The organism is Lewinella sp. (genome assembly GCF_050633125.1).
Classification (GTDB): domain Bacteria; phylum Bacteroidota; class Bacteroidia; order Chitinophagales; family Saprospiraceae; genus Lewinella.
Genome location: NZ_JBOEFX010000096.1, coordinates 9,455 through 36,153, shown reverse-complemented (window position 1 = coordinate 36,153; position 26,699 = coordinate 9,455). Strand labels below are relative to the sequence as shown.

Here is a 26,699-nt window from a genome sequence, read left to right as displayed (position 1 = left end):
CTCTGGTTGGTCGTAAGAATGAGTTGATCCAGTACAGTGCCACTTGCGGCTAAAATACCGACGACTTTGAAGTCTGTATGGTCATGTCCCAGGTTTTCGTCTTCCAGAAAGCCATGTGAACTGCTAAATGTTGATCCCAGTTTCAGGTTTAGCTTTTGCGCGACAGTGTTACCAATAACAACTTCAAAATTCTGCGACCATACCTTACCACTGGCCATACTTACGTCGTAGAAATCAAGAATAGCTGTGCTAGTCCCCACAACGCGAAACGTACGATAGCTATCTCCCAATGAAAGAGGAATGGATGTTTCAATAAGTGGATGCTTGGGATTAAGGAAAGGCCTGATTTCCTCAATGCTAATATTTCCCGTAGGTGCGTCGAGATGGTACATGCTGCTAAGAATCAATTGCAGCGGGCTCCCCTTTGCGCCGATAACGAGGTCAATACCTGCCAGGCTTTTTTCGAAATTATCTTCTACTTGTTTTTGTAACAAAAACAGCAAAGACACGAGGCCTACACCTAAAGCGAAAAGTACAATGCTCAGCAAGGTAGAAAGTGGCTTGAAGGTCAGATTTTTCCAACTTAGTCGTAGTAGGTTCATAACTCGATTTGTTGGTCAAAGATATTTTTTAGACGGTTGTCGTGCGTAACAACTAAAAGCGTTGCATTGGCGGCTTGCGCTTGCGCTTTGAGAAGTTCGACAACCTGCTCCGTGTTTTTATCGTCCAGGGCTGATGTTGGTTCATCCGCTAGAATGACGGTAGGGTCGTTGACCAAGGCACGTGCAATGGCCACTCGCTGCTGCTCTCCAACACTGAGTTCACTGGGAAGTGCATTGAACTTATGACCAATGTTTAGTTGCTCCAGTAATGCTTTGATTTTGCTGTCGTCGGGAGGAAGCGCCACTAACTGTCTAGCCATCGCGAGGTTTTCCCCAACGGTTAAAGCCCTTAAGAAGTGAGACTGTTGAAAGATCACGCCAATCTCTCTACCTCGAAACTGATCTAGTTTAGCCCCTGACAACTGGTTGAGGACGGTGTCGTTTACTTTGATTTCACCACTTAGTGGAGTCCTTAGCCCTGCCAGTAAGTGCAACAAAGTCGTTTTGCCACTACCAGATTGTCCCAGCAATAACCAGTGCTCTCCGGTCTGGCATTCAAAATCAGGGAAGTTCAAATGTATGCAGGCTTCCCTGGTGGAAGCAAACGAGAAGCTGACATTGTGGGTGCTTAGCATATTGTGAAGACTATAAAACTGTTCAAAAGAAGCTTTAAAGATGCTTGTTTTTTTCTAATCTACAATCATCTCTTCCTTATTCAATTGCTGCTGCTGGATGTTTTCGGGGAGCTCCCGGTATTCATATTGCTGGTTGCGTAATTGAGGGACATAACCAGCTTCGCGGATAGCTTCCTGGATACCGTCGGCAGTAAATCGAAAGCGGGCACCTGCGGCTGATACTACGTTTTCTTCAATCATGATTGAGCCAAAATCATTGGCACCAGCATGCAGACAGAGTTGAGCAACCTGCTTACCTACCGTTAGCCAACTCGCTTGGATGTTAATCACATTAGGTAACATGATCCGACTTAGGGCAATCATGCGGATGTATTCGTCACCTGTTACCGTATTTCGGGCACGCTTGATCTTTTTCAAAATCGTATCCTCATCCATAAATGGCCAAGGAATGAAGGCCAGGAACCCTTTAGCATCAGCAGGCTTTTCGGCCTGTACTGCCCGCATTCGGACGAGGTGATCCATGCGTTCCAGGTTGGTTTCAATGTGGCCAAACATCATAGTGGCACTGGTGGTAATATTCAATTGATGGGCGGCGCGCATCACATCCAGCCATTCTTCTCCACCACATTTTCCTTTCGAAATGAGGCGGCGTACCCGATCACTCAGGATTTCTGCACCAGCACCGGGCAAGCTATCAAGGCCTGATTCGTGAAGTGCTTTGAGTACCTCATAATGAGAAGCTTGTTCGAGCTTGGCGATATGTGCAATCTCTGGTGGCCCCAGTGCATGTAGCTTGAGTTGAGGGTAGAGTGCTTTTAACTCTTTGAATAACTTGACGTAATAATCCAATCCCAAGTCGGGGTGGTGTCCGCCTTGTAGCAAAAGCTGTTCGCCACCAAAAGCAAATGTTTCTTCAATTTTTTGCTTGTATTGCTCTATGGTGGTAACGTAGACCTCATCGTGGCCAGGGCGACGATAGAAGTTGCAAAACTTGCAATTTGCAATACAAACATTCGTGGTGTTGGAATTCCGATCGATGATCCAGGTCACCTTATCATTTGGTACTTGCTGCATTCGCAAGCGATGAGCTACGTGCATCAATTCCGCAGTGCTGGTATTTTCCAAAAGAAACACCCCTTCTTCCGCGCTCAAAAACTCCATTTTCAAGCCTCGGTGCAATAAGTCGTCAGTACGCATTTTACTAGATTTAGCTGTCTACACAACAAAAGTAACAAAACTAGGGTTTTGATATCTTTCATTTTTTTCTGAAAGATTCTAATATTCTGTTTGCTGAGAGAAAAACAATGTCCCTTTTCTGTTGTTAGAGAGACACCAATAGCCTTAGTATTGCGCAGAAAATNNAAATGAATCGTTTATTCAACTAATTATAAAAAACAGAATCGCATTTCAGTTTCGTGCTGTTCCTTATCTTCGCGACAGGTGTGTATGACATTGTTATAAATAATCCCCTTGCATGAAGCGATCAAGCCATTTGAAAAAACTGCGTACAGAAGAATTTGATTGTTTAATTATTGGCGGTGGAGCCAGCGGGGCAGGGTGTGCTTTAGATAGCGTATTGCGGGGGCATAAAACTGCACTGATAGAGAAAACTGATTTTGCGGCAGCTACCTCTTCAAAATCAACCAAGCTAATTCACGGAGGAGTGCGTTATTTGGAGCAGGCTTTCAAGAATTTTGACTTTGCTCAGCTAGCGCAAGTTCGCCATGGCCTAGAAGAACGGCATACGGTTTTGCAAAATGCACCCCATCTTGCACGTCCTCAAGCGTTGGTTACGCCGGTTTTTAGTTGGTTTGAAGGATTGTATTTTACCATTGGCCTCACGATTTACGGTTGGTTTGCATCTGGCAAGGATACACTGCCTGGAAGTAAATGGCTGAGTAAGGCTGCGGTGAAGAAAAGAATACCACGGATTTCCGATAATATCCATAGTGCCGTACTGTATTATGACGGCCAATTGGATGATGCACGCTACTGTCTGGCCCTTGTTCAAACAGCGGAAAAGGCCGGTGCTGTGGTGGCTAATCATGTTGAAATAACTGGTTTTGAAAAAAATGCAGCGGGCCAATTAACAGCAGCCCATGCCAAAGACCTGCAAACGGGGGAGGAAATCCTTATTAAGGCTAAAGTCTTCATCAATTGTACGGGCCCTTACGCCGATCACGTTCGGCAATTGGCTAACGAAGCACAAGTTCCTCGTATTCGCCCTAGTAAAGGGGTGCACGTTATATTACCTTATGAAGTCTTAGGAGGAGAAGATGCTTTGCTTATTCCTGAAACACCAGATGGTCGGGTAGTTTTTGCTATTCCTTTTCAGGGGAAACTTATGTTGGGAACTACCGATACGGAGTATAGTAATCTGGAAAAAGAACCTCAATTGGAAGCAGCAGAAGTCGATTTCCTTTTGGAAACATTGAATCCTTATCTCGATAAAAAAGTAAATGCTCAACAGGTCGTTTCCGGCTTTGGTGGCCTGCGCCCACTGATTGCCTCAGATCCGACAAAAGGAACAAAAGGATTGGTACGTGACCACGAGGTAGAACATGACAAAACGTCCAATCTGGTTAGCCTTTTGGGAGGTAAATGGACGACTTATCGCTTGATGGCCAAAGATACCATTGATTATATAGATGAGCACTTGTTGAACCAACAAAATACCTGCACAACGGATAAGCAAATATTGGTAGGAGGAGAAGGTTACACTTCGGGAGGTTGGAAAGAACTTGTAGGAATTAGCGGATTATCAGCGAGGACTTGTCAGTACCTACATGAGCATTATGGTAGCCGAGTAACTGTGCTGCTAGAAGTGCTAAATGAAAATGTTGCTTGGAAAAAAGAACTAGTAAAAGGTTATCCCTATCTACTGGGGGAGGTTGTTTATGCTGCCCGTTATGAGATGGCAGGAACAGTGAGAGATTTTTTAGCTCGGCGTGTTCGATTGGAAATCCTTGATTGGAGTGCTGCGCAGCAGGTGGCCGGTGAGGTTGCAAAAGCAATGGGACAGGAGCTAGGTTGGGAGGAAGGCGATTCTCTGAAAGCAGCAGAAGGGTATATCGAGCAGCTTTCTGCAATACGAGAGTTGGCCCAAACTTAGCAAAAAAAGAAAGGCGCAGGCCGCTATTCCTCTGATTGTAATTTATTTTTTTCTAAATTACAATCACATATACTAGACAGAAAAAGAAGTTTCTAAAACTAACGAAATAAAGGTGATGAACGAGCAACGCCCCTGGTTACAGCACTACCCACAAGGTGTACCTGCTAATATTGACGCTGATGTTTTTCCAAATTTGATTGGCGTATTAGACGATATTTTTGAAAAGTACGGTCCTCAAAAAGCCTTCTCCTGTATGGGTAAAGAGTTGACGTACCGGCAAATCGAACAACAATCGCGTCAATTTGGGGCATACCTTCATTCGCGAGGGCTACAGCCGGGGGATAAGGTTGCATTGATGATGCCTAATATGCTCCAGTACCCTATTGCCTTGTATGGTGCTTTTCGGGCAGGATTAGTGGTTGTAAACACCAACCCGCTTTACACGCCGCGGGAAATGAAACACCAGTTTAATGACTCGGGAGCCAAAGCAATCATTATTGCTGAGAACTTTGCCGCTAACCTGGAGGCGATTCTAAAAGAAACTTCTATAACAACGGTAATCACCACTAGTATTGGCGAGCTGCTGGGCTTCCCAAAAAAGATCGTTGTTAACTTCGTTGTTCGTAAGTTGAAAAGAATGGTGCCCAAGTTTAATATTTCGAATACGGTTACCTTCTCAGAGGCCCTTAGTCAGGGAAAGAAATTCAAGTTGCCGGAATTCACAAGTAATCCTGAGGATGTTGTAGCACTTCAATATACGGGAGGTACTACCGGCGTTTCAAAAGGTGCTATGCTTACCAATCGCAACTTGGTAGCAAACATGATGCAGATTCGTGCCTGGATGATGCCCCAGTTAAAAGAGAAAGAAGAAATAGTGCTGTGCCCGCTTCCGCTCTATCATATTTTTGCCTTTACGGTAAACTGTATGGCATTAGCGAGCATTGGTTCACTCAATGTATTGGTCACCAATGCCCGTGATCTAGGTTCGGTAATTCAGGCAATGAAGGATTACCCCGTCACCTTGATGACAGGTGTGAATACCTTGTTCAATGCTTTACTTAATCATCCTGATTTCGGAACCGTAGATTTTAGTACGCTCAAAATTACCGTTGGAGGAGCTATGGCCATTCAAAAGGCCGTAGCGGAAAAATGGCAACAAACAACAGGTTGTATCCTGTCGGAGGGCTACGGTATGACCGAAGCAAGCCCTGTCGTAACGACCAATCCGCTCAACGGAACAGGGCGTATTGGTACCATTGGTTTACCGATTCCCTCCACCAGTGTTCGTATCTGGGATGAAGAAAAAGGAGTGTGTGCCACAGGTGAGGTCGGAGAAATACAGGTAGAAGGTCCTCAGGTTATGAAAGGGTACTACAATCGCCCTGATGAAACAGCTAATACTATTCGTGAAGGCTGGCTCTGTACCGGGGACATGGGAGTTATCGACGAAGAAGGTTTTGTGAAAATTGTCGATCGAAAAAAAGACATGATCCTTGTTTCTGGCTTCAATGTTTACCCCAATGAGGTGGAAGATGTTGTAGCCAGTCACCCAAAAGTGCTAGAGGTTGCCGCAATAGGTATACCTAGTGATAAGTCGGGCGAAGTGGTCAAGATTTTTGTTGTAAAAAAAGACAAGTCTTTAAAAGAAAAAGAACTGATTGAGTATTGTCGCGAAAACCTCACAGGTTATAAGGTTCCTAAAGAAGTGGAATTCCGTGATGAACTTCCAAAGACGAATGTTGGCAAAATTTTGCGACGGGCATTACGAGAGGAGTAAGGGGATTATCCCAATACCTTTCTTAGCCAGTTTCCTTCCGTTTTATACAATAGTAATAGAATAGCTAAAAACACGAAGCTATTCCCGATCAAGCGATATATCATTTGATCAGGTAAAAATGAGGTTATGACGATAGTCAAGCCCCAACCGCCAATTGCCAGCAACAGGTAATAGGCCATTCGTCCTAGGTTATAATCCACTGGCCAGAGCTTGCGGGTGAGCCAATAGCCAGCTACCGCCATGGTGAAAAAGCAGATCAAGCTAGCCCAAGCCGGGGCATAAATATTCATACTGGGGATAAAGATGATATTGAAGGCCAGGGTAATAATTGTACCTAAAAGCGCAATGTAGCCCGCCCAGCGGGTTTGGTCGGTGAGTTTGTAGCCAATTGAAAAATTATAGAACAGACCTAAAAAGAAGTTGGCGACCAGCAATATGGGTAATATGCCCAAACCCTCTCGGTAATCTTCGCCCAAAAACATCTGAATCAACTCCAGGTAAAACATAATTCCGATGAAGGCCAGGCTCCCTACCAATGCAAAGGCCCGAGCAACATCTGCATAGATGGCCTTGTCTTGAGAAACCGCGGATTGCCGGAAAAAGAAGGGTTCTGCCGCGTAATTAAAGGCTTGTACAAAGAGATTCATGAGTACAGCTAGCTTGGCTGCTGCTGCATACATTCCCCCTATGTCGAGATTGGCTTCTGTAGAGTTTGTTCCAAAGTATTTCAATAGTGTTGTGCCTGCCAACTGATTGATGATTCCAGCGATAGCGGCAATGACTAATGGCAAAGCGTAGTTGAGCATTCTTCGCCACAAGTCGGTTGCAAAGCGCCATGCTAAATGACGATATAGAGGTGCCAGCCACAAAAGGCTTGTTCCACTGGCGATTAAATTGGCCCAGAAAACGTAGGCAATACGATGCTCGGGATTGTAAATACTTGTGACAAAGGTGTAATCGTGTGCTAATAGCCAGGGGCACCCTTCCAGGAAAAAGAAGACCAGGAGGATATTGAGCGCAAGCGCACCAAGCTTAATAGCAGCAAAGCGCAAGGGGCGACTTTCCATTCGTAGCTTGGCGAATGGGATGGCGGCAAGGGCATCAAACGCAATAATAAGCGTAAAAATACGAACATAATCTGCTCTGTCGGGGTATTTTAACCAGGTAGCAATTTGTGGTGATAAACAGAGAAGTAAACCAGCGAGCGCCACTGTCGTGCCGATAATGGTAAGGGAAGCCGTAGAGAAAACAGTATCCTGGTCATGTTTTTTGTCTCCCGATTCTTGTTGCCCGCGACTGGCAAACCGAAAAAAAGCGGTTTCCATTCGGTAGGTAAACAATACGAGTAGTATAGCAATCCAGAAATACAGATCGTTAACGATTCCGTATTCTTCCCGTAAGAATACCCTGGTAAAATAGGGGGTAAGGATGATCCAGTTGACCACTCGCCCTAGAATACTGCTTATTCCGTAGATGGCTGTTTCGCCAGCCAATTTTTTTAGTAATGCCATACGCCTCAAAGATAATGCTATTGCCAGCTTATACGTTACTAATAATAATTTTCTGGTCTTAACGAAAAGAATCCATCAAATAGCACCCGACCAAATTCCTGTAAGCCAAATATGAACACATTCAAAATTTAACGCTAACTTCGCCGATCGGCCAATAACTACACATGCTATGATTAATATCCAACTACTCAAATCTATCTGTCAGGCCCCTGGAGCACCGGGTTTTGAGCAACGTATTCGCGAACTCGTACTGAAGGAAGTAACCGATTTGGTAGATGAGGTTTCGGTAGATAACATGGGCAATGTTATTGCTGTTAAGCGTGGGCAATCCCGTAAGAAGGTGATGATTGCTGCCCACATGGATGAAATTGGTTTTATTGTCAATCATATCGACGACGAAGGTTTCCTTCGTTTCCTACCGCTAGGAGGGTTTGATCCCAAAACATTAACCTCGCAACGGGTGATTGTTCATGGCCGCAAGGATGTCATTGGTGTGATGGGATCCAAGCCTATTCACTTAATGAAGCCAGAAGAACGCACCAAGCAAGTTCCACTTCAGGAGTATTTCATCGACTTGGGAATGAGTAAGGAAGAGGTTCACAAGCTTGTTAGGCTTGGAGACCCTGTAACCCGTGAGCGTACGCTGATAGAAATGGGTGATTGCGTTAATAGCAAATCTATCGATAACAGGGTTTCTGTTTTCATTTTATTGGAAGCACTTCGAGCACTCAAAGACCAGGAGGTGCCTTATGATATATATGGTGTCTTCACTGTGCAGGAAGAAGTAGGCTTACGTGGGGCTATTTCAGCAGCTCACCTGATTGATCCTGATTTTGGTTTTGGCCTAGATGTCACGATTGCCTTTGATGTGCCGGGCGCTCAGGGGCACGAAAAGGTTACCCAGTTAGGTAAAGGAGCAGCCATCAAAGTACTTGATGGTACAGTTATTAGTGATTATAGAATGGTCAACTACCTCAAGAAGACCGCTACTCAAAACAATATCCCTTGGCAAGTAGAACTTCTGCCTGCGGGAGGGACCGATACGGCGGGCATTCAGCGCTATGGTAAGAAGGGAGCTATTGCAGGAGCCATCTCGATTCCACTACGCAATATGCACCAGACGATAGAAATGGCTCATAAAGGCGATATCCAGCACTGTATAGAATTACTCACCCTGGCGATTAGCCGCTTGGATCAGTACAATTGGGACTTTTCTAATACAGATGATGATGGAACTACGACCTCTAAGCAAGAAGAGGATACGTTCTTTTAAAGGTTGCTATGTACTAAGTTTCGTTATTGTTAATATTTTCTAAAAAAAATATCGCTACGCAATGCCTTGTTAATCAGGATGCTGTGTGTTTGTTTTTGTTTTTTTAAATAAAAATGAAAAAATCGGGGAACTAATCCGAGGGCTACTTCGGTTAGTCTTGTCGTGTACGCACGGGAAAGCCCCGGCAGGAACGTGTTGCACACGTAACTTTAAAAATCTATTTTTATGGTTCTGATGGCTAACAACGACGTAAGACAAAGGGTCTTTGAGCGCGAGTTTCTTCCAGAGCTCGGCGCCTTGTACGGATTTGCCTTCCACCTCACATATGATGAGGCGGCAGCAGAGGATCTTGTGCAGGATACGATCGAGCGAGCCATCAAAGCTATCGATCAGTACCGGCAAGGTACCAACGCCAAGGCATGGTTATTTAAAATCATGCGTAATCATTTCATCAACGGCTACCGCAAAAAGTCGCGGCGCCCGAACATGGTAGATTACGAAGATGTGGCTGCAATTATCCCAGATACGGATACGCAGAGCATACCTTCCTTGATGGATTGGAATGACGAGAGCCTCCTGGATATGGTAGGCGATGAACTCTCCGCAGCAATGTACCGATTATCTGAAGATTTTCGGACCGTGATTGTGTTGAGTGATCTGCAGGACTTCAAGTACGAAGAGATCGCAGAAATCCTCGAAGTTCCTATCGGAACAGTTCGTTCACGACTGTTTCGGGCTCGAAACTTGCTGGCTAAAGATTTGCAGGATTATGCCGCTGAAAACGGCTTTACTAATAATCGTAACCAAGATTCATAACCTTGCCTAGTGCAGGTTGAGCCTTACCTAAGAAGAACGTTTTCCTTTTACCCGCTTTTTCTATTGTCAACTTCCAAAATGATTACCCTTGCAGGTAAAAAGGAAGCGTTCTTCGTCGGGGAAACAACAAAGATCATGCTAACGAATTCGTTCTCAACGCAAAATTCAATTTACGCTGTCGTCCAACCATCCAGTTGGGTTACAGCGTTTTTTGTGTCTGATAATGATCGATCATGGCCCTGTTGTTTTTTAGGGATTCAACGGCATTGGCAAAGAAATTTTACAGCCATGAGAGATCAGAATTTTCAAGAACTGATGAGCAAGTTCGGCAATCGAAATTTGCTAGATGATGGCCCCGGTAGCGTCAGTGAAACCCAACCTTGTCATACCGTTGGTGAAGCGAAACCCAGTATAGAAGAACAGTTAGATAGTCAGTTAGCCTTTAAGCAGTTTTTAAAACGTAGCCTTCCTAATATTAAACCCTCCTCCGAGTTCATTCAGTCGATTAAAGACCGCATCAAAATTATTGATGCCCCAGAGAACTCGCTCTAGTCATTGATTTTTGTTTTTTATTGTCAAACTATTGCCAGTCCGGTGATAGAAGGGACTATATTGTCCATTAGCTACTGGTTCTTGGTTGACGAGTAGTTGGCCAGTCAATAGCTATGTCATTTCTCCTCTGACAGTTTTTAGGTTGTTTCTAAAGAGCAGCACGAAAACTGTCAGAGGATTATACTTTTGACGTGTATCACTTTACTCCGCTTATTCTGTTTCTTTTTTTTGTTACTCCTACGAAGGGGCAGGAACAGCTTCCACTTGAATATCAATTACAAATAGCGCAGCAAGGGCTTGATTGGTTTTCACCAGAAGTACCATACAAAGTACTAAGAAACCCTTCCATGGTTTTTCAGGAGTATGATTTTGCTGTGAATTTGAGGAAAGAAAAGTTGGAGATTCGATACCTTTTTGTTCCCGTCGAACCTGATAGCGACCAGGCTTTGATTCCTCATTTGAGTGCTTCTCGTATGGCTATGCATCTTGCTAGCAACGCAGAAGACAGCTACCTCGTTGCTCACGAGGTGGATTCAGCTGTAATGGATACCGTTTATCATGCAGATTGGGTGCAGATTTATTTTTTTAAGCCTAAACAGGTTTTTAGTGCTTCCGAAAATTGTCAGATGCTTGCCTTTTATCGGGAAGGTTTAGGCTTGTGTTATGCCTTCTTGCTCTTTGATGATCCCCCTGTGACCTTACCTGAGCGAATGAATTTGATGAGGTTTAGGCCTCGGAATTTACCTAAGTAAGTCCTTCTTATCGGAACATATCTTCATCTAATAAATCATCCTCTAGAGTCTGATGATCCTTTTGGGCATATTTGGGCATTTGTTGATAGGCAAGATACGCACAGATAGCACCGACAACTATACCAATAAGATTGAGGGTTAACTCAGGTATATCTTCAATACGCTGGCCCATCAGATCAAAGGCTATTGCCATAACGATACCTGCTACAAACTGCGTCAGGAAATAAGCAGCAAAACCAATAGCTCCCCACTGAAACTTGTTGAGGCCTAGTTCTCCTGCCTTATTCACAAAGGCGATAATTATTGCGATAATTACAATCATAGTAGTCGGATATAAATTTTTAAGGGCTATCAGGGTCGCAAAAATGATCTTACTTTTTGATTTATATTTTCACCACCCTATGAAAGCGCTATAAAGAAACAAGGTACTTTATTGATATAGAAAATTAAAGGAAGAAAATAAAATTTCCCCTTTGTATTTCTTACTTTAGAAGACTATAACGATACTCTTTCTAATTAATCTTCACAAAGGGCCTTGTCCATACGTTAAGAAAAGTAAAAAAACTTGTTGAGCTACGCGAGGCGATCTATTTTTACACAAATTATCTATCTGCTTATGCATTTTCTACGCTTACTCTTGCTGGTTGGTCTAACCATCTTCGCCTTTGCGTGTGACACAGACACTCCTGCTTCTAATGAAACCACGACCACGGCAACAGAGGAGCACCCTCCTCGGGCAACCGATACTTTTGATTTAGATGGGTTTACGGCAAGTTACGAAAACACAAACCGCCTGGATTGGCAGCGCCCTAATCTTATCATAGGGTTACTAGGGAAAGGGGACCTCTCTAATAAAGTAGTCGCAGATATTGGTACAGGAAATGGCTTTTTTGCGAAACGGATTACACCACTTGCCCAAAAGGTTGTCGCACTGGATATTGATCAAACATTCCTGAACTATGTAGATAGTACAAGCATGATTGAATTATCTGAGACAGAAAGAGCCCGTTTGGAAACCCGACTAACGCCATCTGATTCGCCTAACCTGTATACACAGGAAGTAGATGCTGTTTTGATTGTGAATACGTTTATGTACATAAAAAATAAGTTGGAATACTTACAAAAGTTGAAGCCAAAGATCAAAGAAGGTGGTCGCCTAGTGATTGTAGATTTCAAACGTAAGCGAACACCAATTGGGCCTCGGCCTTATGAACATCGTGCCCCTCTTTATGTCGTGGAAGACTTGCTTTATCAAGCTGGATACAAAAATATTCAGGCCATAGATACAGAACTGAACTATCAGTACATTTTGGTTGCAGACCTTTAGTTTGTTCTAAAGAGCATAATGGGGAAACAAACTTAGAATAAGTCTAAATAAACTAACACTAAAGCCAACCGAATCGCGGATCAGTTGTTACCTTTGTATTATTATTGTAAAGCAAAGTAACCATGGAAAATACCACCGCTACTAAAAGTCCGGTGCTTTTGTATACGGAGCAGACTCCGAATCCTGAGTCATTAAAGTTTGTAACCAACCGGATGCTGTACCGGGGTACAGCCGATTTTCGGGAAGAAGACCTTGCTCGTGAATGGTCTCCCCTTGGGACTGCTTTGTTTGACCTTCCTTATGTAAAGGGGGTTTATATCTCTAATAATTTTGTTACCGTAACCAAGGAGTTCAACTATGCCTGGGAGGATATTATGCTTAAACTCAAAGAGTTTATCAAGGCATATGTCCAGGAAGATAAGTTGATCATCAAAGACGGTTTTACGGAAGCAATGGATGCTATCGAAGCCGAGCGCGGTGCTAGCTACGATTATAGCGAAGACGACGCAGAGATTGTCAATAAAATCAAAGAACTTATTGATACTTACGTAAAACCAGCTGTAGAAATGGATGGTGGTAATATCGAGTTCAAGCACTTCAAAGAAGGCATTGTAACGGTAATTTTGCAAGGTTCTTGCAGTGGCTGTCCAAGCTCTACCGTTACCCTCAAGTCTGGTATTGAAGGAATGCTTAAGCGTATGTTGCCTCAGGTAAAAGAGGTTGTGTCAGAAATGGGCTAGAAACGTTACTTTCTAGCTTTTTCCAATTCTTTTTCCATTGCTGTCACCATTGATTTAGACAGCAATTCGCCTGTTTTTCGAAAACTGTCCCAGTCTTCGGAAGAAGGCTCTGTGCCTTGTTCTAGCTGTTGGTACAGTTTGTTAAACCAGCCAAAATACTGCATAAAAGGTTCTTCATCTTCTAGGAGGATATTGATGTCTGCGGTGTCAACATTCTGGTAAGAATTATCTTGAGCATATTGCCCCATGATTCGTAATGTCGCCAACTCCACTTGCTGGGCTTTGCCGGGGCGTGTCAGGCGTTGATAGCGTTTACGGTCGGTGAAAAACGTCCCTGTTTTACTGGGTATGGTAGTCGCCAGAAATAGTGCTAAGGAAACTAAGCCACCCGAAAAAATAACGGTATTCCAAGGCGTCTCTAAAAGGGTAGAAAGATAAAGCAGGATTATTCCTCCTAATAAGGAAGTTAACGGTCCCGCAATAATAACGCGGGCAAATTTTTTAGCATTGGCGGGGTCATTATTGACAGGTGTTGTAGCAGCTATCCCTCCATAGTGGCCAAGGTTGGTGTTGAGGTACCATTTTATTTTTTCATCTTCTTGCTTAACTCCTAAAGGGCCAACAACAAATATTGCAAATCTAAATCCTTGTGCCAGCCCTGTAAGTAGATGGCCCAATTCATGGAGTCCTAGCATCAGAAAGGCCATAATAAAGATGCCGGTGAATGTTACTATTTTAGCTAGAGTAGACTCCGCTTTCGGAAAATCAAAAGCAGGGATTTTCTCAATGAGATAGATGGAAGAAAATACGAGTAATACCAGGATAGTGAGCTCGATAAAGCTCTTTAAGCGTTTATTGTTTTTCATCAGAGCGACTATTTTGATTTAAAAATAAAGAAAATATTACTAATTGTATTATATTCGTCTAATCATAGGAATTGTTATTTATCAGCGGTTATTTCGAGTAAGGTCTTCCCACAATCAGCGGTTATCACTCTTTCTTCCAGGAATTTATCCGACCTTACTCTCAGACTTAATTATTACCAAGCATGTTGGTTAAAACTTTTGCCAGCGCTGTAGAAGGCGTTGATGCACGTACAATTACCGTTGAAGTAAACACTGGTGGCAACGCTGCCTTTGATGGGAAACAATTCTACCACTTAGTAGGCTTACCAGATAATGCTGTGCGTGAGGGCATGATGCGGATGGAACCCGCCTTGAAAAACAGTGGCTATGAAGTGATTCGCCTGCGCACCATTGTCAACCTCGCTCCTGCGGATATCCGCAAAGAAGGGGCCGCTTATGATCTTCCTATCGCTTTGGCTTATTTGGCCGGTTCACGGCAAATTTTAGCTGATGACCTGGATAAATATGTCATTATGGGTGAGCTTTCGCTTGATGGAAGTTTACGCCCGATCAAAGGCGTATTGCCAATGGCTATTCAGGCACGTAAAGAAAAATTTAAAGGACTCATTTTACCCAAGGCCAATGCCCGGGAAGCCGCTATTGTGGATGGCATAAAAGTCTACGGCGTCAATAATCTGGCCGAAGCGGCGGCTTTTTTGGATGGCACCCTTGAACTGACGGCCACTTTCGTAGAAACACGCGACGAGTTTGCTGCCAATGAGGGTAATTACGATGTCGATTTTTCGGATGTGAAAGGGCAAGAGAATATTAAGCGGGCGCTGGAAATTTCTGCAGCTGGAGGTCATAATGTTATTCTAATAGGCCCTCCTGGTGCGGGTAAAACCATGCTTGCGCGGCGTTTGCCTACCATTCTTCCGCCATTGGATTTGCGAGAAGCTTTGGAAACCACTAAAATTCATTCTGTTGCGGGCGTTCTCCCCGCAGGTTCGGCACTGGTGACTCAGCGACCTTTTCGTTCGCCGCACCATACAATTAGTGATGTCGCTTTGGTAGGTGGCGGTTCTAATCCTAGTCCTGGAGAAATAAGCCTAGCTCATAATGGCGTACTTTTCCTTGACGAACTTCCAGAGTTTAAACGAACTGTCCTCGAAGTGATGCGGCAACCGATGGAAGAACGCCGCGTGACGATCTCCCGAGCTCGGGTAACGGTGGATTACCCTGCCAGTTTTATGCTCGTCGCTTCGATGAACCCTTGCCCTTGTGGTTATTTTAATCATCCAGAAAAAGAGTGTGTTTGTGGGCCAGCTGTTGTGCAGCGATATCTCAATAAGATCAGCGGCCCTTTGCTGGATAGAATAGACCTTCATGTAGAAGTTACTCCTGTATCTTATGATGAACTTTCCAGCAATGAGCGCCCTAGTGTGAAAAGTAAAGATATCCGTGAGCGTGTCATTTTGGCTAGGAAGGTGCAGACAGAACGTTATGCAGAATTGCCCAAAATTCATTCTAACGCACACATGCCCAGTAGGATGGTTAGGGAAGTTTGCCAAATTAATCAACCAGGAACCTTGCTAATTAAAAAAGCGATGGAGCGTCTACAGCTATCAGCGCGAGCTTATGACCGAATTTTAAAAGTTGCCCGAACGATCGCAGATCTTGGCGGCAGTGCAGAAATAAAAATCGAGCACCTGGCCGAAGCCATCCATTTTCGGAGTTTAGACCGGGAAGGGTGGATGGAGTGATAAGTGTTTATTGGTTCGATGGTTTGTTTGTTTGTTTGTTTGTTTCACACTACCTGGGCAAAAGACAAGCTTTTAAAAACAACTTGTCGTATCTTAGCCGAATGCAAATCATCTCCTATAACGTCAACGGAATTCGTGCTGCGGCACGGAAAGGCCTCGCTGAGTGGCTGTCCACAAATAATTATGATATCGTCTGTCTGCAAGAGTCCAAGGCTTGGCCGGATCAGGTAGATATGAGTGAATTTGAAGCACTTGGTTATCACCATCATTGGCACTCTGCTGAGAAAAAAGGCTATAGCGGCGTCGTCACCTTAAGTAAAGAAAAGCCCACGCTTGTGGTAGAAGGCTGTGGGCTGGAGAAATACGACAAAGAAGGACGTATAATACGAACAGATTTCGGAGAATGGACCTTGCTTAATTGTTATTTCCCTTCGGGAACCACTGGTGATGTCCGTCAGGATTTCAAAATGGAATTCTTGGCCGATTTTCAAGCCTGGGTGGAAGAACTTCGCAAAGAGCGTCCGCAGTTGATCGTTGTAGGAGACTATAATATAGCCAACCATCCAATCGACATTCACAACCCTGTAAGTAATAAAAAATCGTCGGGCTTTTTACCTGATGAGCGGGCTTGGCTCTCAGCATGGTTTGAGAATGGGTTTACAGATGCTTTCCGTTCGCTACATCCAGAGAAAGTAGAATATAGCTGGTGGAGTTACCGAGCGAATGCGCGAGCCAATAACAAAGGTTGGCGGATTGATTATCAATCTATTTCTGATAATCTTGTGGGTAAAATACAAACAGCACATCACTTACCGGACGCCGTGCACAGCGATCATTGTCCTGTGTTTTTAGAGATTGATTTGTGATCTATACCATTTAGTGCCGGGTAAGGCAAATACTATCTTCGTGCCAAAGAAGAACTGGTTATGAGATCTTGCGGTGGGAAGATTTTCAGTAGGCAGGTGGATTAGGACAATCGCTCTCTTAATACCTCTGCTGCTGCCGTGAGTACTTCCTCTGTTTTGGCGAAGCATATACGTACCACCCTTTCGTCACTTTCGACAGAGCGAAAAGCAGAAACAGGGATGACGGCTACCCCAATCTCGGTGGTGAGCCAACTGGCAAACTCCAGGTCTGGAGCATTAGATATTTGTCGATAATCAAAAAGCTGAAAATAGGTACCTGCGCAAGGTAGAGGCTGTAAAGGCAAACCTTCCAAACGTTGGAGTAAGAAGTCTCGCTTTTGTTGGTAGAAAGAACTCAGGTTACCGTAAGTGTCGGGATTCTTTAGGTAATCAGCCAGCGCGTATTGGACGGGGGTGTTCACAGAGAAAACATTGAATTGATGAATTTTCCGAAATTCTTTCATCAGGTAATCTGGGGCTAAACAGTAACCGACTTTCCACCCTGTGGAGTGGAAGGTTTTTCCAAAAGAATAGGTGGCAAATCCTCTCTTGAACAAGGCAGGGAAATCGAGTAGGCTATAGTGTCTCTGTCCATCATACACCAGTTGCTCATACACTTCGTCACTCAGTACAAAAATATCAGTGCCTGCTACTAATTGCTCTAGTTGTTCCCAGTCTTTTTTTTGCCAAATGGTACCAGTCGGGTTATGTGGCGTATTGAGAATGATGAGCCGGGTACGGTCTGTCAAGCGTTTTGCAAAAGCTTCCCAGTCGATTTGATAGTCAGAATACGTCAATTGGTAAGCAACTACTTTTCCGCCAGATAATTCTACAACAGGGCGGTAACTATCATAAGCAGGCTCAATAAGAATGACCTCATCTCCTGGGCGCACGACGGTTGTAATCGCGCAAAAAATGGCTTGGGTAGCGCCAGAGGTAATGGTTATTTCGGTTTCAGGGTTGATGCTATTACCTGAACTTCGTTCATGCTTGGCGGCTATTACTTTTCTCAATTCCGGCAACCCTGGCATTGGGGCGTATTGATTATGGCCACTTTCCAAGTGTGAATTTACCAGTTGGCGTAATTCAGCGGGTGGGTCGTAATTCGGAAATCCCTGTGATAAATTAATTGCTCGGTGTTCTTTGGCCAGTGCCGACATTACCGAAAAAATACTGGTGCCGGTATTCGGTAATTTGGAAGTAAAATTAGTGGTGGGCATAAAGTGGAATTGATAAGTTGAGGGACAAGCTCTAATCTCTACTTTCGACAAGATAAAAAATAAGTGCTCCCCATCGCTTATATTTAACAGCCTATAAATCTTAATACTCTTACTATGAGCTCAATGAACTTTCCGGAATTGGTTTCTTTAGGAAGCGTCGCTTTTGATGCGCATTCCAGTTTTATGACGGGGCCTGCATTGGCTCCTTCTCGAATATTGGAATGTTTGTACAGTGATTCCAGCAATTACTGGACGGAACGTGGTTTTAATCCTCTTGAAGACAAGTGTTTCTCTAATGATGGACCTTTGAGTTATTCTGATTACCTGGGTATTCAAAAAGTAGCACAGCAAAGAATTCAGCAGGGCAAACGTTTACTCACACTAGGAGGCGACCATTCTATTAGCTACCCTTTGATGAGAGCTCATCGGGAATTTTACCCTGATTTTGCAATTTTACAGATTGACGCACACGGCGATTTGTACGATAATTTTATGGGAAATCCTCACTCTCATGCCTGCCCGTTTGCACGCATTATGGAAGAAGGCCTCTGTGATCGGTTGGTGCAAGTAGGTATACGTACACTGAATCCACACCAACGCCAGCAAGCCGATAAGTTTGGAGTTGAGCAGATCGAGATGAGGCACTTTTCTAAAAAAATAAGAGACCTACATTTTAACCGCCCACTTTATATAAGCTTGGATATGGACGGTATAGACCCTGCTTTTGCACCCGGCGTTTCTCATCATGAACCTGGTGGACTGAATGTTCGTGAGGTACTTGATTTGTTACATAGCCTCGATGTTCCTATTGTTGGCGCTGACATAGTAGAGTACAACCCTCATCGCGATCCGGTAGGGATTACAGCTGCCTTAGCGGCTAAACTGACGAAAGAGATATTGGAGCTAATGCTGGAGAATTCGTAAAACGAGCTCTAAAAAGCGAAGGCTCTGCCAAAGCAGAGCCTTCCAAATAGATTCGCGTATTATGCATACATCTTGAAGTGAGGCCAGCCTATTTGGTATCAATATGTTGCTAAGACCTCACTGTGTTTTGCCGTTAGCACTTGGTCGTTTTTTGCCAAGTGAAACTTCTTACGATCGCTTATTGTACTGCAAAACGGACAGTCTGTTCTCCTTGTTGATCACGCCAACGTAGCAGATAGGTGCCTCTAGCGAGCGTACCAATTGCGATGTTTTCCTGGTAATGAGAAGATGTTAGCTCCAGTTGTTTCTCCTGCATTACCTGCCCTGTCATGGATAGGATTTGCCAGCTTGCATCGCCAGTGCCAACTTGATCGAGGTGTAGCTGAAACTGATCGTTAATCACCGGATTAGGAGCAACCTGGATAGTGCGTTCATTGATATTGATGAGGTTTGCAGATTCTGGGTTTTGTATTCCTCCGGTCTGGCAATCAGTGCCTTCATAGATTCGTACGTTGCGGAACCAGGAATTACCATCTCGGCTACCACCATCATGATCGGTGCTGAAAAAGAGTCGATCGGTCAAGCCTACATAAAATTCACCTACTGGGATCGTGTAAGATTGCCAATCGACTCCGGTGTAGTTGTCATAGTTAGTTATGCCCCAAGTTTGGGTACCGTGTACCTTGAAGGTGTAGCCGTAGGAAATGCTTTCGTTGTTGTCAAAACCAATGCCATGAATTTCTCCTTGGCGAGTGGATTTGAAATCGAAAGCAATCACGGTGTTCCTGGTAACTTCATAGCTCATGGCAATAGACTTCCAGGCATTATTAGCCATGTACAGTGTTTGTCCGTCGTCTAAAACGGAATATTGCCCGATGTCTTGATTTACACCGTAGGAGTCAATCGTATAATCATTGAAGTTGATGGATTGGCAATCATCGCCTTGTTCTTCCTCGAAAGGAAGACAAAAACTTACGCTTTCTGTACCCGGAAATTCACCTCCTTGTGCGATCAATTGCTGAGTACCATCAAGAAGGGTGTAGCTNNGTAGGTACAGCAAATACCGTCGTTATAAGCATCATTGATTTGGAAAGTGTAGCATGCTGCTGGCAGACACAATGTATCGATCAATAACTGATTGGCTACTGTTTTGGGGTAAGGCCCGCCTTGAGCAACTATCGCTCCCTGAGGGTTGGTCAGTGTCCACGTTGTTTCGGGGCTGTAGGTGTCCAGTTGTAGGCGTAGGAAAAGTTGCTCTTGTTCGCAACTCGTTACTGGAGGGTTACCTCCGCCACCAGTACCGCCACCAGTACCGCCTCCACCACTAGTGGTGCAAGCAGATAAACAAGTAGCTGCGGCTACCCGGTTGCGGATCAAATTACCTGGTTGGGTACCAAAACCACGGCTGAGGTTGATGCCTACTTGTGATAAGTGACAGTAAGACATAATGGTACCGCCACCTGATGGCAAACCAGGACTGGCACATCCTCCTTCTGTATAGCCAGGGCAACCGTCAATAGCCGTGCTGTTGCCATTCCATACACATGCATGTGTGTGCTGAGATCCAAGTAAGTGCCCCAGTTCGTGGGCTACGACCATTACCGACCAGGAATAAGTGGGGACCTGGTTAAAGGTACTCCCAATCCCAGCGTAGCTCATTTTAGCAATTGTATATGGATGACAAAGGCCATTCACAACGGCAATGCCACCACTTGCTTGATAAGATAATAGTTGCGCCAAATCACCATTAAAACTGGTGCGTTGATTTTGAAAATCAGTGAGCATCTGACCACTACTGGTAGAGCTGTATGGGCTAGGGGTGTTCCATACCAAGACTTCTGAAATGCTCATGTTGATTTGCTCGTTGGCGTACAAAGTAGCAACCTGATTAAAGAGCGCTTCAACGTACTGCACTGTCGCCTGAACACTTCCTTTGTCTTGATAAATATCGTAGTTAACCTCGAAATAAATCTGGACACAATCGCTTAAGTCCCGGCTGTTATCAACCAGTTCTGCCAACTCTTCCCGTAGGTATCCTTCGCCGGAATCTGGTGTGGCACAAGAAAAGGTCTGTTCCTGAAAAATTTCACGATCCTGATAAAAAACGTAATCATTGGTTAGTGATCTCTCAGCGCCTGGTGCAGCCGGTTGTCGGCCAAGTACCCAGTTGCCTCCAATTGTAGCGCTGCTGACGAGGCCAATCACTTCGCCTTCAAGTACGCTGAATGCAACGATAGAGTTGGGGTCACCAGCAACAATCCCCTGGTAATGAACAGCCGATTTGACGGCAACCGGTGCGTGGGTAGCGCTTTCAATGACTATTGGGATAGTGCGGTCTATTTTTACTAGTTGTAATATGATCTGATCTTCTCCTTCAACGGGGAGTTCCAGACTCAATGTCGTGGGTGCTTCGTGGTGGAGGGCGGAACTACGCTCTTCATCCAGCTGTAAAATGTGAAATTTCTCTACTTCCTGAATATCACTTGTTCTGTTCTTTTCTGTAGCAAATAATGGTGTTGTTTCTTGAGTAGTAAAAACCGTTTGTAATGCTTGAACCCGGGCAGCGGGTGCAAGGTTAGAATTGTTGTTTTGGGCAAATAGATTAGCTTGTGTGACTATGATAAATAGGCACAATAGTTGCATCACTTTCATCGTGATTTGTTTGTTTTTGGGTCCAAATCAATCCCTGTCTGTACGACCTTAGTATCCCCTAAGTACTATGCTAAAAGTAGCGTACGGCCTATCCAGTACAGGACGTTGATCCTGAAAATTAGTTTACAAGAGGGTTGGTTGCAAGTGAGCTAATTGTCTAGTTCGTGTACTGACAATCAGTTTCTTACAAAGCATTGCTCATCCTTCCGGCGCCAGACGGATAGGCAAAGAGGTGGCCGTTAACTGCATATACAGCTTCGTGGCCGCCAGGCCAAACTTGGTGGTGTACGCGAATCAACTGAGGTATCCAACAAGCGGGATTACTTGCTGAATAAAAAAGACATGTTCAAAGGATAGGTTTGTAAAGGGTCACCTTTTAAAGAGGTGAGTTTCATGGAGGGGAAATAACAGAGGCGAGCCTCGTCAGTTCTCCCGTTTTAAAGTCAAAATTATAAACGCGAAGATCAGCTAAAAATTTCCAGAAGTCTAGCTTGCAACGGCTCCGTTTATTGTACGGGGTCATAATTGCAGGAAACGGTGACAATTTGCACTACTTTTTTTTCATTCTGGCACAATAAAGGCATTTTGAGGAAATACCAAGGTTGCTTTTTTAGTTTGCAAGGCAACAGGAATATAGCTAAAACAAGTATCCCGAACCATAGCTTTGGCCATGGTTCGGGATATTTTAAACGCACTTTTATTTTACGATCAGTGCCTGCGCTTATTTTACGATAACTAGTTTGACCGATTGTGCGATCTTCAAACTATGGCTGTTTAAGGTAAAGTAGTAGGTGCCGTTTTGCAAATCTGCTACATCAACGGCGAGTTTATTTTGTCCAGCATTGAACTGCTCACGCGCAACGTTTCTTACTAAATTACCATCTGCGTCACGCAAATCAATTTGCATGGTAGCTGCTTCTGGTAGCTCGAAAGTTAGAATTGTGGTGTTGGTTGTGGGGTTAGGGTACGTACTTGCGGCAATCCGTTCAAGTGTTGGAGCATCATCAGTAGTAGTTTGATCTTCCTCTTTGTTAGGATCTTTAAGCAGGAAGTGAATTTTGTGTGCTAAAACAACTCGCTCTGCACGTTCTCCATCTTCTTGCTTATGATGAGGACGGGAAGGATGTTCGCGGTGCAAATCAGCAGGGATGTAGCGTTCCTTGATTGCTTTCTGCGCTGCTTTCCATTCTTCCTGTTGCGGCTTGATTTCTTCCAGTAGGTTAGTAATCTCTGTATCGTACTCCTCTATCATTGCAACCAATGCGGCGAATTCTGAAGGGTGATTCTCCTCTAGCCGGTGTAGTTTCTGGCCACGATGTGGTCGTTGGTGACCGCGTTTTGCATGGCGGCGGCCATCTCTTTCTTTTCCTTCCTGGCGTTGTGTCGCTTTATGCTCGCGGTGCTGAGCTTTAGCTGCTTCTCTGGCTGTTTTTAGCGTCGCTCTTATTTCTGTGAGGCTAGCCTTGTTATCCTGGCTGAGGTCTTCTTCCAGTTTTAGGCGTTGGGCGCGCATTACAGGTGCAATTTCTGTTTTTCTATATTCCTGAATTTCCTCACGCATTGCTTTGCGATCTACTGACTCCATCAGTTCTCGACGTTCAGCTTTTTCAGCGGCACGAAGTTCCTTGAGGCTAGCAAGTTGATCGGCGGTAAGTATTTCGCTGATGCGATCTTTGGCTGATTGATGAATAGTGCGGGCAGCATCGCGTTTGCCTTCACGGTCCAGGTCGGTACATTCGTGCAATGCAGCCATGGCCTCCTTGGTCTCTTGGTGCAGCTTGTCTAAGTTAGCAGCTTGTTCTGAGTTTATTTCCAGTTCGGTTTTCATTTCGTCAGAGAGCTCCCTTGCAGGCATTCTGTGTCCATGTTGAGCTAACAAACTGCCTACGGTAGTAACCGCTATAAGTAACAATAAAATGATTCGATTTTTCATGTTCAATTACTTTTGTGTTGTTCCTTGGTTTTTTGATTGATTCGGTTTTTTCTTCCGCCTTGTAGGCTTTTCAGGGCCTCGCTCCAGAAAACGCCGCCATTTTTGACTGCGTTCTTGTTGTTGTTCTGTGAGCATGGGTTCCATAGTTGTAAAAAGAGAATCTGTAAGAGAAATTCGTTCCACTTGGTGTTCTTTGTTCAATTCATGGAAACGCTCACCGTATGATTTTAGCAATGGGCGCAATTCCAATTGTTGCTCTTCTGTTGCAGCGATTTTTTCTAAAAAGAGGTCGCCAAAATTTTGGCCACGTTCTAACTGTCGAAAGTGCCGAACCTTTTCTTTAACCAAATACCGGTTTGTCAGGAATCCTCCTACAAAACCTACGAGAAGAAGACCTAGCACGACTAGTATGACTTTGAATTTTTGCATAGGTTTATTTCAATATTTATTCATCAAAAGCGTAGACGTCATCCAATTCCATTTGTTCTAGCCCAAGAATGGCTTCTGACTCAAGGGTTCCACTAGAGTTGTAAATAAGGCCAAGCCCGAGTAGCAAGGCTATACACGCTGCAGCTGCCACGGAGCGCCACTGTACGATAAGCGGTCTCAAAAGCTGTTGCTCTTCTCGCAAGCGTTGCAAAACATTAGTGGTAAACAAGGGGCTTGGAGCAGGATGCAATTGTGTTAATGCATTCCTTAGCACTTGTAACATTGCAAGCTCTTCTTTTAGCCAATCGTTTGCTGCCATAGCTTTCGCTAAACGTAGGTTTTCGGCCTCAGAAAGCTTGCGATCCAGTGATTGGCGGAGCAACTCTGACAGCTCAGCGTGTTCAGGTGGACGGGATGACATAATTATTGGTTTAAAATTGGTTTCAAAATTTGTTGAAGCGCCTGTTGCGCTCTCGATAATCGCGAGGCTACGGTACCCATAGGTAAGTCGAGCATCTTTGCTGTTTCGGAAACAGAATATCCTTCTACTAACCTCAGGACGACGACTGCTCTTTGATCTTTGGGTAATTTCTTAATTGCCATTTGTAGTGTGTCTCTTAAATCTGCTCTTTCCGGAGATTGAGCATTGTCAGCCTGTTCCGCAGCGTTATACTCCTCTAGTTTAGACCATGGTAGCCAACGACGTTTTTTACGCTTCGCAATAGCTGTCAACGACGTGTTGATAGCGATGCGCCCGAGATAAGTGCCCAACTGGGAATCGCCCTGAAAGTTATTCAGTGCTCGAAAAAATTTCAAGAATACCTCTTGTGCTATATCGTCCACTTCTTCCGGTCCCAGCATCCCTCCGATGATACCTCGTACTGTTGCTTCATGGCGTTCCACAAGCAAACCAAACGCTCGGGTATCTCCCTTACGTGCTTTTGCTAATAGTAAATCATCGTGCAGTGTTGCGGTCAAATCTATTGGGTTGCGGTTTCGGAACTTAGACTGGAGTAGCCATCTTTTTTTTCCTTGTGCTAATTATTATTTGGGAAAAATAGTAAATTGTCACAAGCTAACGATTCTTGCAAACCACCGCTGGATGGAAAAACCAATCGAAGACCATTTGCCTCCCTACCGGGTCAGGCCTCGCTTTCAGGTCGTCACTGAAGATAATTTTGGGCAGCTTGAAGAAAAGGTAAGTAAAGCGCTTAAAGAAGAAGATGCACCTTGTACGGGGCGCGTTAACCCTGGATACATTACACTTTACCTTCCCACGGCAGAGCAGCACTATTGGTCGCCCCAGTTGTCGATAACCATGGATGAGGTGGAAGAAGGAACGCTGTTGCGTGGCCTGTATGGCCCTAGACCTGCAGTGTGGACCATGTTTGTTTTCTTCTATGCACTCCTTGGTTTTTCTATTTTAGTGATTGGAATTATTGGCATGGCCAACCTTTCACTGGAGAAGTCGGGGGCTATTCTTTGGCTGGTTCCTTTACTTGTTATTGCGTTTCTATCTCTTTATTTGGTCGCTTTCTTTGGACAAAAGGCAGGGCATGACCAGATGGTGACGCTTCACCAATTTTTGGAAGAGAGCACGGGGTTGAATATTGATCGAGAGCATCAAGAGGAAGCGGAACGGATAGCGACGTAGGTGCAACCGACGTCGAACAGAGAAATTAAAAAAGATGAAGAAAATGTTTTTTCAGGCAACGATGCCTATGCCGCAAAATCTTCAAGACTGGGAAAGCAGTCCTTCTGATAAATTTAATAAACTTCATGAATCGGTTTATTTTGACAATACGACAGGAATGACTATGTTTTTTTTCCAACTTAGATATTCCTATACCAGATCTTGATAAAATATTTTCTTTTGGCGTTTGGATTGAAGTTGGTATTGAAGCCTTTCGATCAATTACTAAAGGTGAAACATCATGCACAGGAACACTAATTTCAAAACTACACGCATTTTATGAAGACAGTGTCGGGCTTCCTGTTGAATGTTTATTTGATCTCAGTAGTGTAGATTTTTATGTTCCTAAAGCCTTTGTTGTTGATAAAGAGAGTCGATTGTATTTTGATCAAAAAAATGGCTTATCTCTAGAAGATTATCATAAATGGCAAAAAAAACTGCTGGGGTAGCTCTCGTCTTTGAAAAATCTATTCTAAAAATGTCACGTTTTGCCGTTTTCAAACTTATAAAGAGGATAATATAATTTTACGATCACTGTTCGGCGTAGATTATATCTATGTCGGTGTGTCCGCAAAATTCTGTTTTGCGTATATCACTTAGCCAAACCAAATCACCATGTCAACTGGTTACCAAATAGACAATCAAAGCGGATTGTATTTCTTAACTTTACAAGTGATAGACTGGGTGGATGTATTCACTAGGAAAGTGTACCGAGATATCGTATTATCAAGTCTGGAACATTGTGTACAGCATAAAGGCTTGGTACTATGGTCTTATGTCATAATGAGCAATCACATGCATTTGATTGTGAGTGCCCGACAAAACAACCTTTCCGACACTTTACGAGATATGAAGCGGTTTACGTCTACTGCTATACTGAAAGAGATAATGCAGCACAAAAAAGAGTCGCGCCGGGATTGGATGCTGAAGCGCTTTGAATTCGCAGCGAAGCAACACCAACGCAATAGTGAGCACCAATTTTGGACACACGAAAACCATGCAGTGGTCTTAGAGAGTCCGAAATTTATCCGCCAGAAGTGTGCTTACATACATAACAATCCTGTAAAAGCCGGATGGGTGGAGCATGCTAGTGATTGGCGGTATAGCAGTGCGTCGAATTACGAAAATAAACACAGCTTGATTGATGTGGAATTGCTGGATGAGATGTATCAGGCGTGATGTCAGCGACGTAGGTACAACCTACGCCGAACAAGTGGGCCAAAATCCAGTCTGACTTT

At 44.1% G+C, this 26,699-nt stretch carries 26 protein-coding genes; 13 read left to right on the top strand and 13 right to left on the bottom strand.

The features are described from left to right. From ACRBG0_RS20310 to mqnC, 3 genes are all read right to left on the bottom strand, one after another. Positions 1 to 602, bottom strand: a 602-nt coding sequence (locus tag ACRBG0_RS20310) for an ABC transporter permease (RefSeq protein ID WP_431488681.1), incomplete at its 3' end; no start/stop codon positions are given. Further along, complete coding sequence (locus ACRBG0_RS20305; protein WP_431488680.1) at positions 599 to 1,237, bottom strand: ABC transporter ATP-binding protein; 639 nt, start codon at positions 1,235 to 1,237, stop codon at positions 599 to 601. The genes ACRBG0_RS20310 and ACRBG0_RS20305, both read right to left, overlap by 4 nt. A 54-nt stretch (positions 1,238 to 1,291) precedes the next feature. Next, on the bottom strand, positions 1,292 to 2,434 hold the full coding sequence (gene mqnC / locus ACRBG0_RS20300; protein ID WP_431488679.1) for a cyclic dehypoxanthinyl futalosine synthase: 1,143 nt from the start codon (positions 2,432 to 2,434) through the stop codon (positions 1,292 to 1,294). A 277-nt stretch (positions 2,435 to 2,711) separates the two neighbouring features. Here mqnC and ACRBG0_RS20295 point away from each other — a divergent pair, with 277 nt between their 5' ends. Continuing rightward, positions 2,712 to 4,349, top strand: coding sequence for a glycerol-3-phosphate dehydrogenase/oxidase (locus tag ACRBG0_RS20295; RefSeq protein WP_431488678.1), 1,638 nt, complete (start codon positions 2,712 to 2,714; stop codon positions 4,347 to 4,349). A gap of 115 nt (positions 4,350 to 4,464) precedes the next feature. Next, on the top strand, positions 4,465 to 6,126 hold the full coding sequence (locus tag ACRBG0_RS20290) for an AMP-binding protein (RefSeq protein WP_431488677.1): 1,662 nt from the start codon (positions 4,465 to 4,467) through the stop codon (positions 6,124 to 6,126). A gap of 5 nt (positions 6,127 to 6,131) precedes the next feature. Here the strand turns inward: ACRBG0_RS20290 and ACRBG0_RS20285 are convergent, their stop codons facing one another. Next, positions 6,132 to 7,637, bottom strand: a complete 1,506-nt coding sequence (locus tag ACRBG0_RS20285) for a lipopolysaccharide biosynthesis protein (RefSeq protein WP_431488676.1) — start codon at positions 7,635 to 7,637, stop codon at positions 6,132 to 6,134. 169 nt (positions 7,638 to 7,806) lie between these two features. On the opposite strand from ACRBG0_RS20285, the gene ACRBG0_RS20280 reads away from it, so the two are divergent. The 4 genes from ACRBG0_RS20280 to ACRBG0_RS20265 all read left to right on the top strand — a co-directional run bounded on the left by ACRBG0_RS20280 (position 7,807) and on the right by ACRBG0_RS20265 (position 11,030). Then, complete coding sequence (locus ACRBG0_RS20280; protein WP_431488675.1) at positions 7,807 to 8,910, top strand: M42 family metallopeptidase; 1,104 nt, start codon at positions 7,807 to 7,809, stop codon at positions 8,908 to 8,910. A 225-nt stretch (positions 8,911 to 9,135) separates the two neighbouring features. Then, positions 9,136 to 9,726, top strand: a complete 591-nt coding sequence (locus tag ACRBG0_RS20275; RefSeq protein ID WP_431488674.1) for a sigma-70 family RNA polymerase sigma factor — start codon at positions 9,136 to 9,138, stop codon at positions 9,724 to 9,726. A gap of 288 nt (positions 9,727 to 10,014) precedes the next feature. After that, positions 10,015 to 10,278 carry a hypothetical protein gene (locus ACRBG0_RS20270; RefSeq protein ID WP_431488673.1) on the top strand — a complete coding sequence of 88 codons (264 nt, stop codon included), beginning with the start codon at positions 10,015 to 10,017 and terminating at the stop codon, positions 10,276 to 10,278. Between the two features lie 191 nt (positions 10,279 to 10,469). Continuing rightward, positions 10,470 to 11,030 carry a hypothetical protein gene (locus ACRBG0_RS20265; RefSeq protein ID WP_431488672.1) on the top strand — a complete coding sequence of 187 codons (561 nt, stop codon included), beginning with the start codon at positions 10,470 to 10,472 and terminating at the stop codon, positions 11,028 to 11,030. Positions 11,031 to 11,037: 7 nt separating this feature from the next. Here ACRBG0_RS20265 and ACRBG0_RS20260 read toward each other — a convergent pair whose 3' ends face one another. Beyond that, the gene (locus tag ACRBG0_RS20260; RefSeq protein ID WP_431488671.1) at positions 11,038 to 11,352 is read right to left on the bottom strand and encodes a hypothetical protein; all 315 of its coding nucleotides are present in this window, start codon (positions 11,350 to 11,352) and stop codon (positions 11,038 to 11,040) included. A gap of 294 nt (positions 11,353 to 11,646) precedes the next feature. On the opposite strand from ACRBG0_RS20260, the gene ACRBG0_RS20255 reads away from it, so the two are divergent. Both ACRBG0_RS20255 and ACRBG0_RS20250 read left to right on the top strand, forming a co-directional pair. Further along, on the top strand, positions 11,647 to 12,357 hold the full coding sequence (locus ACRBG0_RS20255; protein WP_431488670.1) for a class I SAM-dependent methyltransferase: 711 nt from the start codon (positions 11,647 to 11,649) through the stop codon (positions 12,355 to 12,357). A gap of 122 nt (positions 12,358 to 12,479) precedes the next feature. Next, the gene (locus ACRBG0_RS20250) at positions 12,480 to 13,097 is read left to right on the top strand and encodes a NifU family protein (protein WP_431488669.1); all 618 of its coding nucleotides are present in this window, start codon (positions 12,480 to 12,482) and stop codon (positions 13,095 to 13,097) included. Between the two features lie 5 nt (positions 13,098 to 13,102). Here the strand turns inward: ACRBG0_RS20250 and ACRBG0_RS20245 are convergent, their stop codons facing one another. Beyond that, on the bottom strand, positions 13,103 to 13,963 hold the full coding sequence (locus ACRBG0_RS20245; RefSeq protein WP_431488668.1) for a site-2 protease family protein: 861 nt from the start codon (positions 13,961 to 13,963) through the stop codon (positions 13,103 to 13,105). A 182-nt stretch (positions 13,964 to 14,145) separates the two neighbouring features. On the opposite strand from ACRBG0_RS20245, the gene ACRBG0_RS20240 reads away from it, so the two are divergent. Continuing rightward, complete coding sequence (locus ACRBG0_RS20240; RefSeq protein WP_020536975.1) at positions 14,146 to 15,705, top strand: YifB family Mg chelatase-like AAA ATPase; 1,560 nt, start codon at positions 14,146 to 14,148, stop codon at positions 15,703 to 15,705. A gap of 101 nt (positions 15,706 to 15,806) precedes the next feature. Continuing rightward, positions 15,807 to 16,571, top strand: a complete 765-nt coding sequence (locus tag ACRBG0_RS20235; protein WP_431488667.1) for an exodeoxyribonuclease III — start codon at positions 15,807 to 15,809, stop codon at positions 16,569 to 16,571. A 101-nt stretch (positions 16,572 to 16,672) separates the two neighbouring features. On the opposite strand, the gene ACRBG0_RS20230 is transcribed toward ACRBG0_RS20235, so the two are convergent. After that, a complete protein-coding gene (locus tag ACRBG0_RS20230) occupies positions 16,673 to 17,830 on the bottom strand; it encodes a methionine aminotransferase (protein ID WP_431488666.1) in 1,158 nt (385 codons plus the stop codon). A 114-nt stretch (positions 17,831 to 17,944) separates the two neighbouring features. Between ACRBG0_RS20230 and speB the strand changes: the two genes are divergently transcribed. Further along, on the top strand, positions 17,945 to 18,754 hold the full coding sequence (speB, locus tag ACRBG0_RS20225) for an agmatinase (protein ID WP_431488665.1): 810 nt from the start codon (positions 17,945 to 17,947) through the stop codon (positions 18,752 to 18,754). 178 nt (positions 18,755 to 18,932) lie between these two features. Here the strand turns inward: speB and ACRBG0_RS20220 are convergent, their stop codons facing one another. From ACRBG0_RS20220 to ACRBG0_RS20195, 6 genes are all read right to left on the bottom strand, one after another. Then, entirely contained in the window at positions 18,933 to 19,559 is a 627-nt protein-coding gene (locus tag ACRBG0_RS20220; RefSeq protein WP_431488684.1) for a T9SS type A sorting domain-containing protein, read from the bottom strand. A 242-nt stretch (positions 19,560 to 19,801) separates the two neighbouring features. Next, the coding region (locus ACRBG0_RS20215) for a M12 family metallo-peptidase (RefSeq protein WP_431488664.1) at positions 19,802 to 21,406 on the bottom strand (1,605 nt) is incomplete at its 3' end. A gap of 721 nt (positions 21,407 to 22,127) precedes the next feature. Continuing rightward, positions 22,128 to 23,339: a T9SS type A sorting domain-containing protein gene (locus ACRBG0_RS20210; protein ID WP_431488663.1), complete on the bottom strand. Its 1,212-nt coding sequence runs from the start codon at positions 23,337 to 23,339 to the stop codon at positions 22,128 to 22,130. A 6-nt stretch (positions 23,340 to 23,345) separates the two neighbouring features. Next, on the bottom strand, positions 23,346 to 23,768 hold the full coding sequence (locus ACRBG0_RS20205; protein ID WP_431488662.1) for a hypothetical protein: 423 nt from the start codon (positions 23,766 to 23,768) through the stop codon (positions 23,346 to 23,348). A gap of 16 nt (positions 23,769 to 23,784) precedes the next feature. Beyond that, positions 23,785 to 24,189 carry a hypothetical protein gene (locus ACRBG0_RS20200; RefSeq protein WP_431488661.1) on the bottom strand — a complete coding sequence of 135 codons (405 nt, stop codon included), beginning with the start codon at positions 24,187 to 24,189 and terminating at the stop codon, positions 23,785 to 23,787. 2 nt (positions 24,190 to 24,191) lie between these two features. Then, entirely contained in the window at positions 24,192 to 24,746 is a 555-nt protein-coding gene (locus tag ACRBG0_RS20195) for an RNA polymerase sigma factor (RefSeq protein ID WP_431488660.1), read from the bottom strand. Between the two features lie 124 nt (positions 24,747 to 24,870). Here ACRBG0_RS20195 and ACRBG0_RS20190 point away from each other — a divergent pair, with 124 nt between their 5' ends. Both ACRBG0_RS20190 and ACRBG0_RS20185 read left to right on the top strand, forming a co-directional pair. After that, the gene (locus tag ACRBG0_RS20190; RefSeq protein WP_431488659.1) at positions 24,871 to 25,422 is read left to right on the top strand and encodes a hypothetical protein; all 552 of its coding nucleotides are present in this window, start codon (positions 24,871 to 24,873) and stop codon (positions 25,420 to 25,422) included. Positions 25,423 to 26,076: 654 nt separating this feature from the next. Beyond that, positions 26,077 to 26,640, top strand: a complete 564-nt coding sequence (locus tag ACRBG0_RS20185) for an REP-associated tyrosine transposase (RefSeq protein ID WP_431488658.1) — start codon at positions 26,077 to 26,079, stop codon at positions 26,638 to 26,640. Positions 26,641 to 26,699 lie beyond the last annotated feature (59 nt).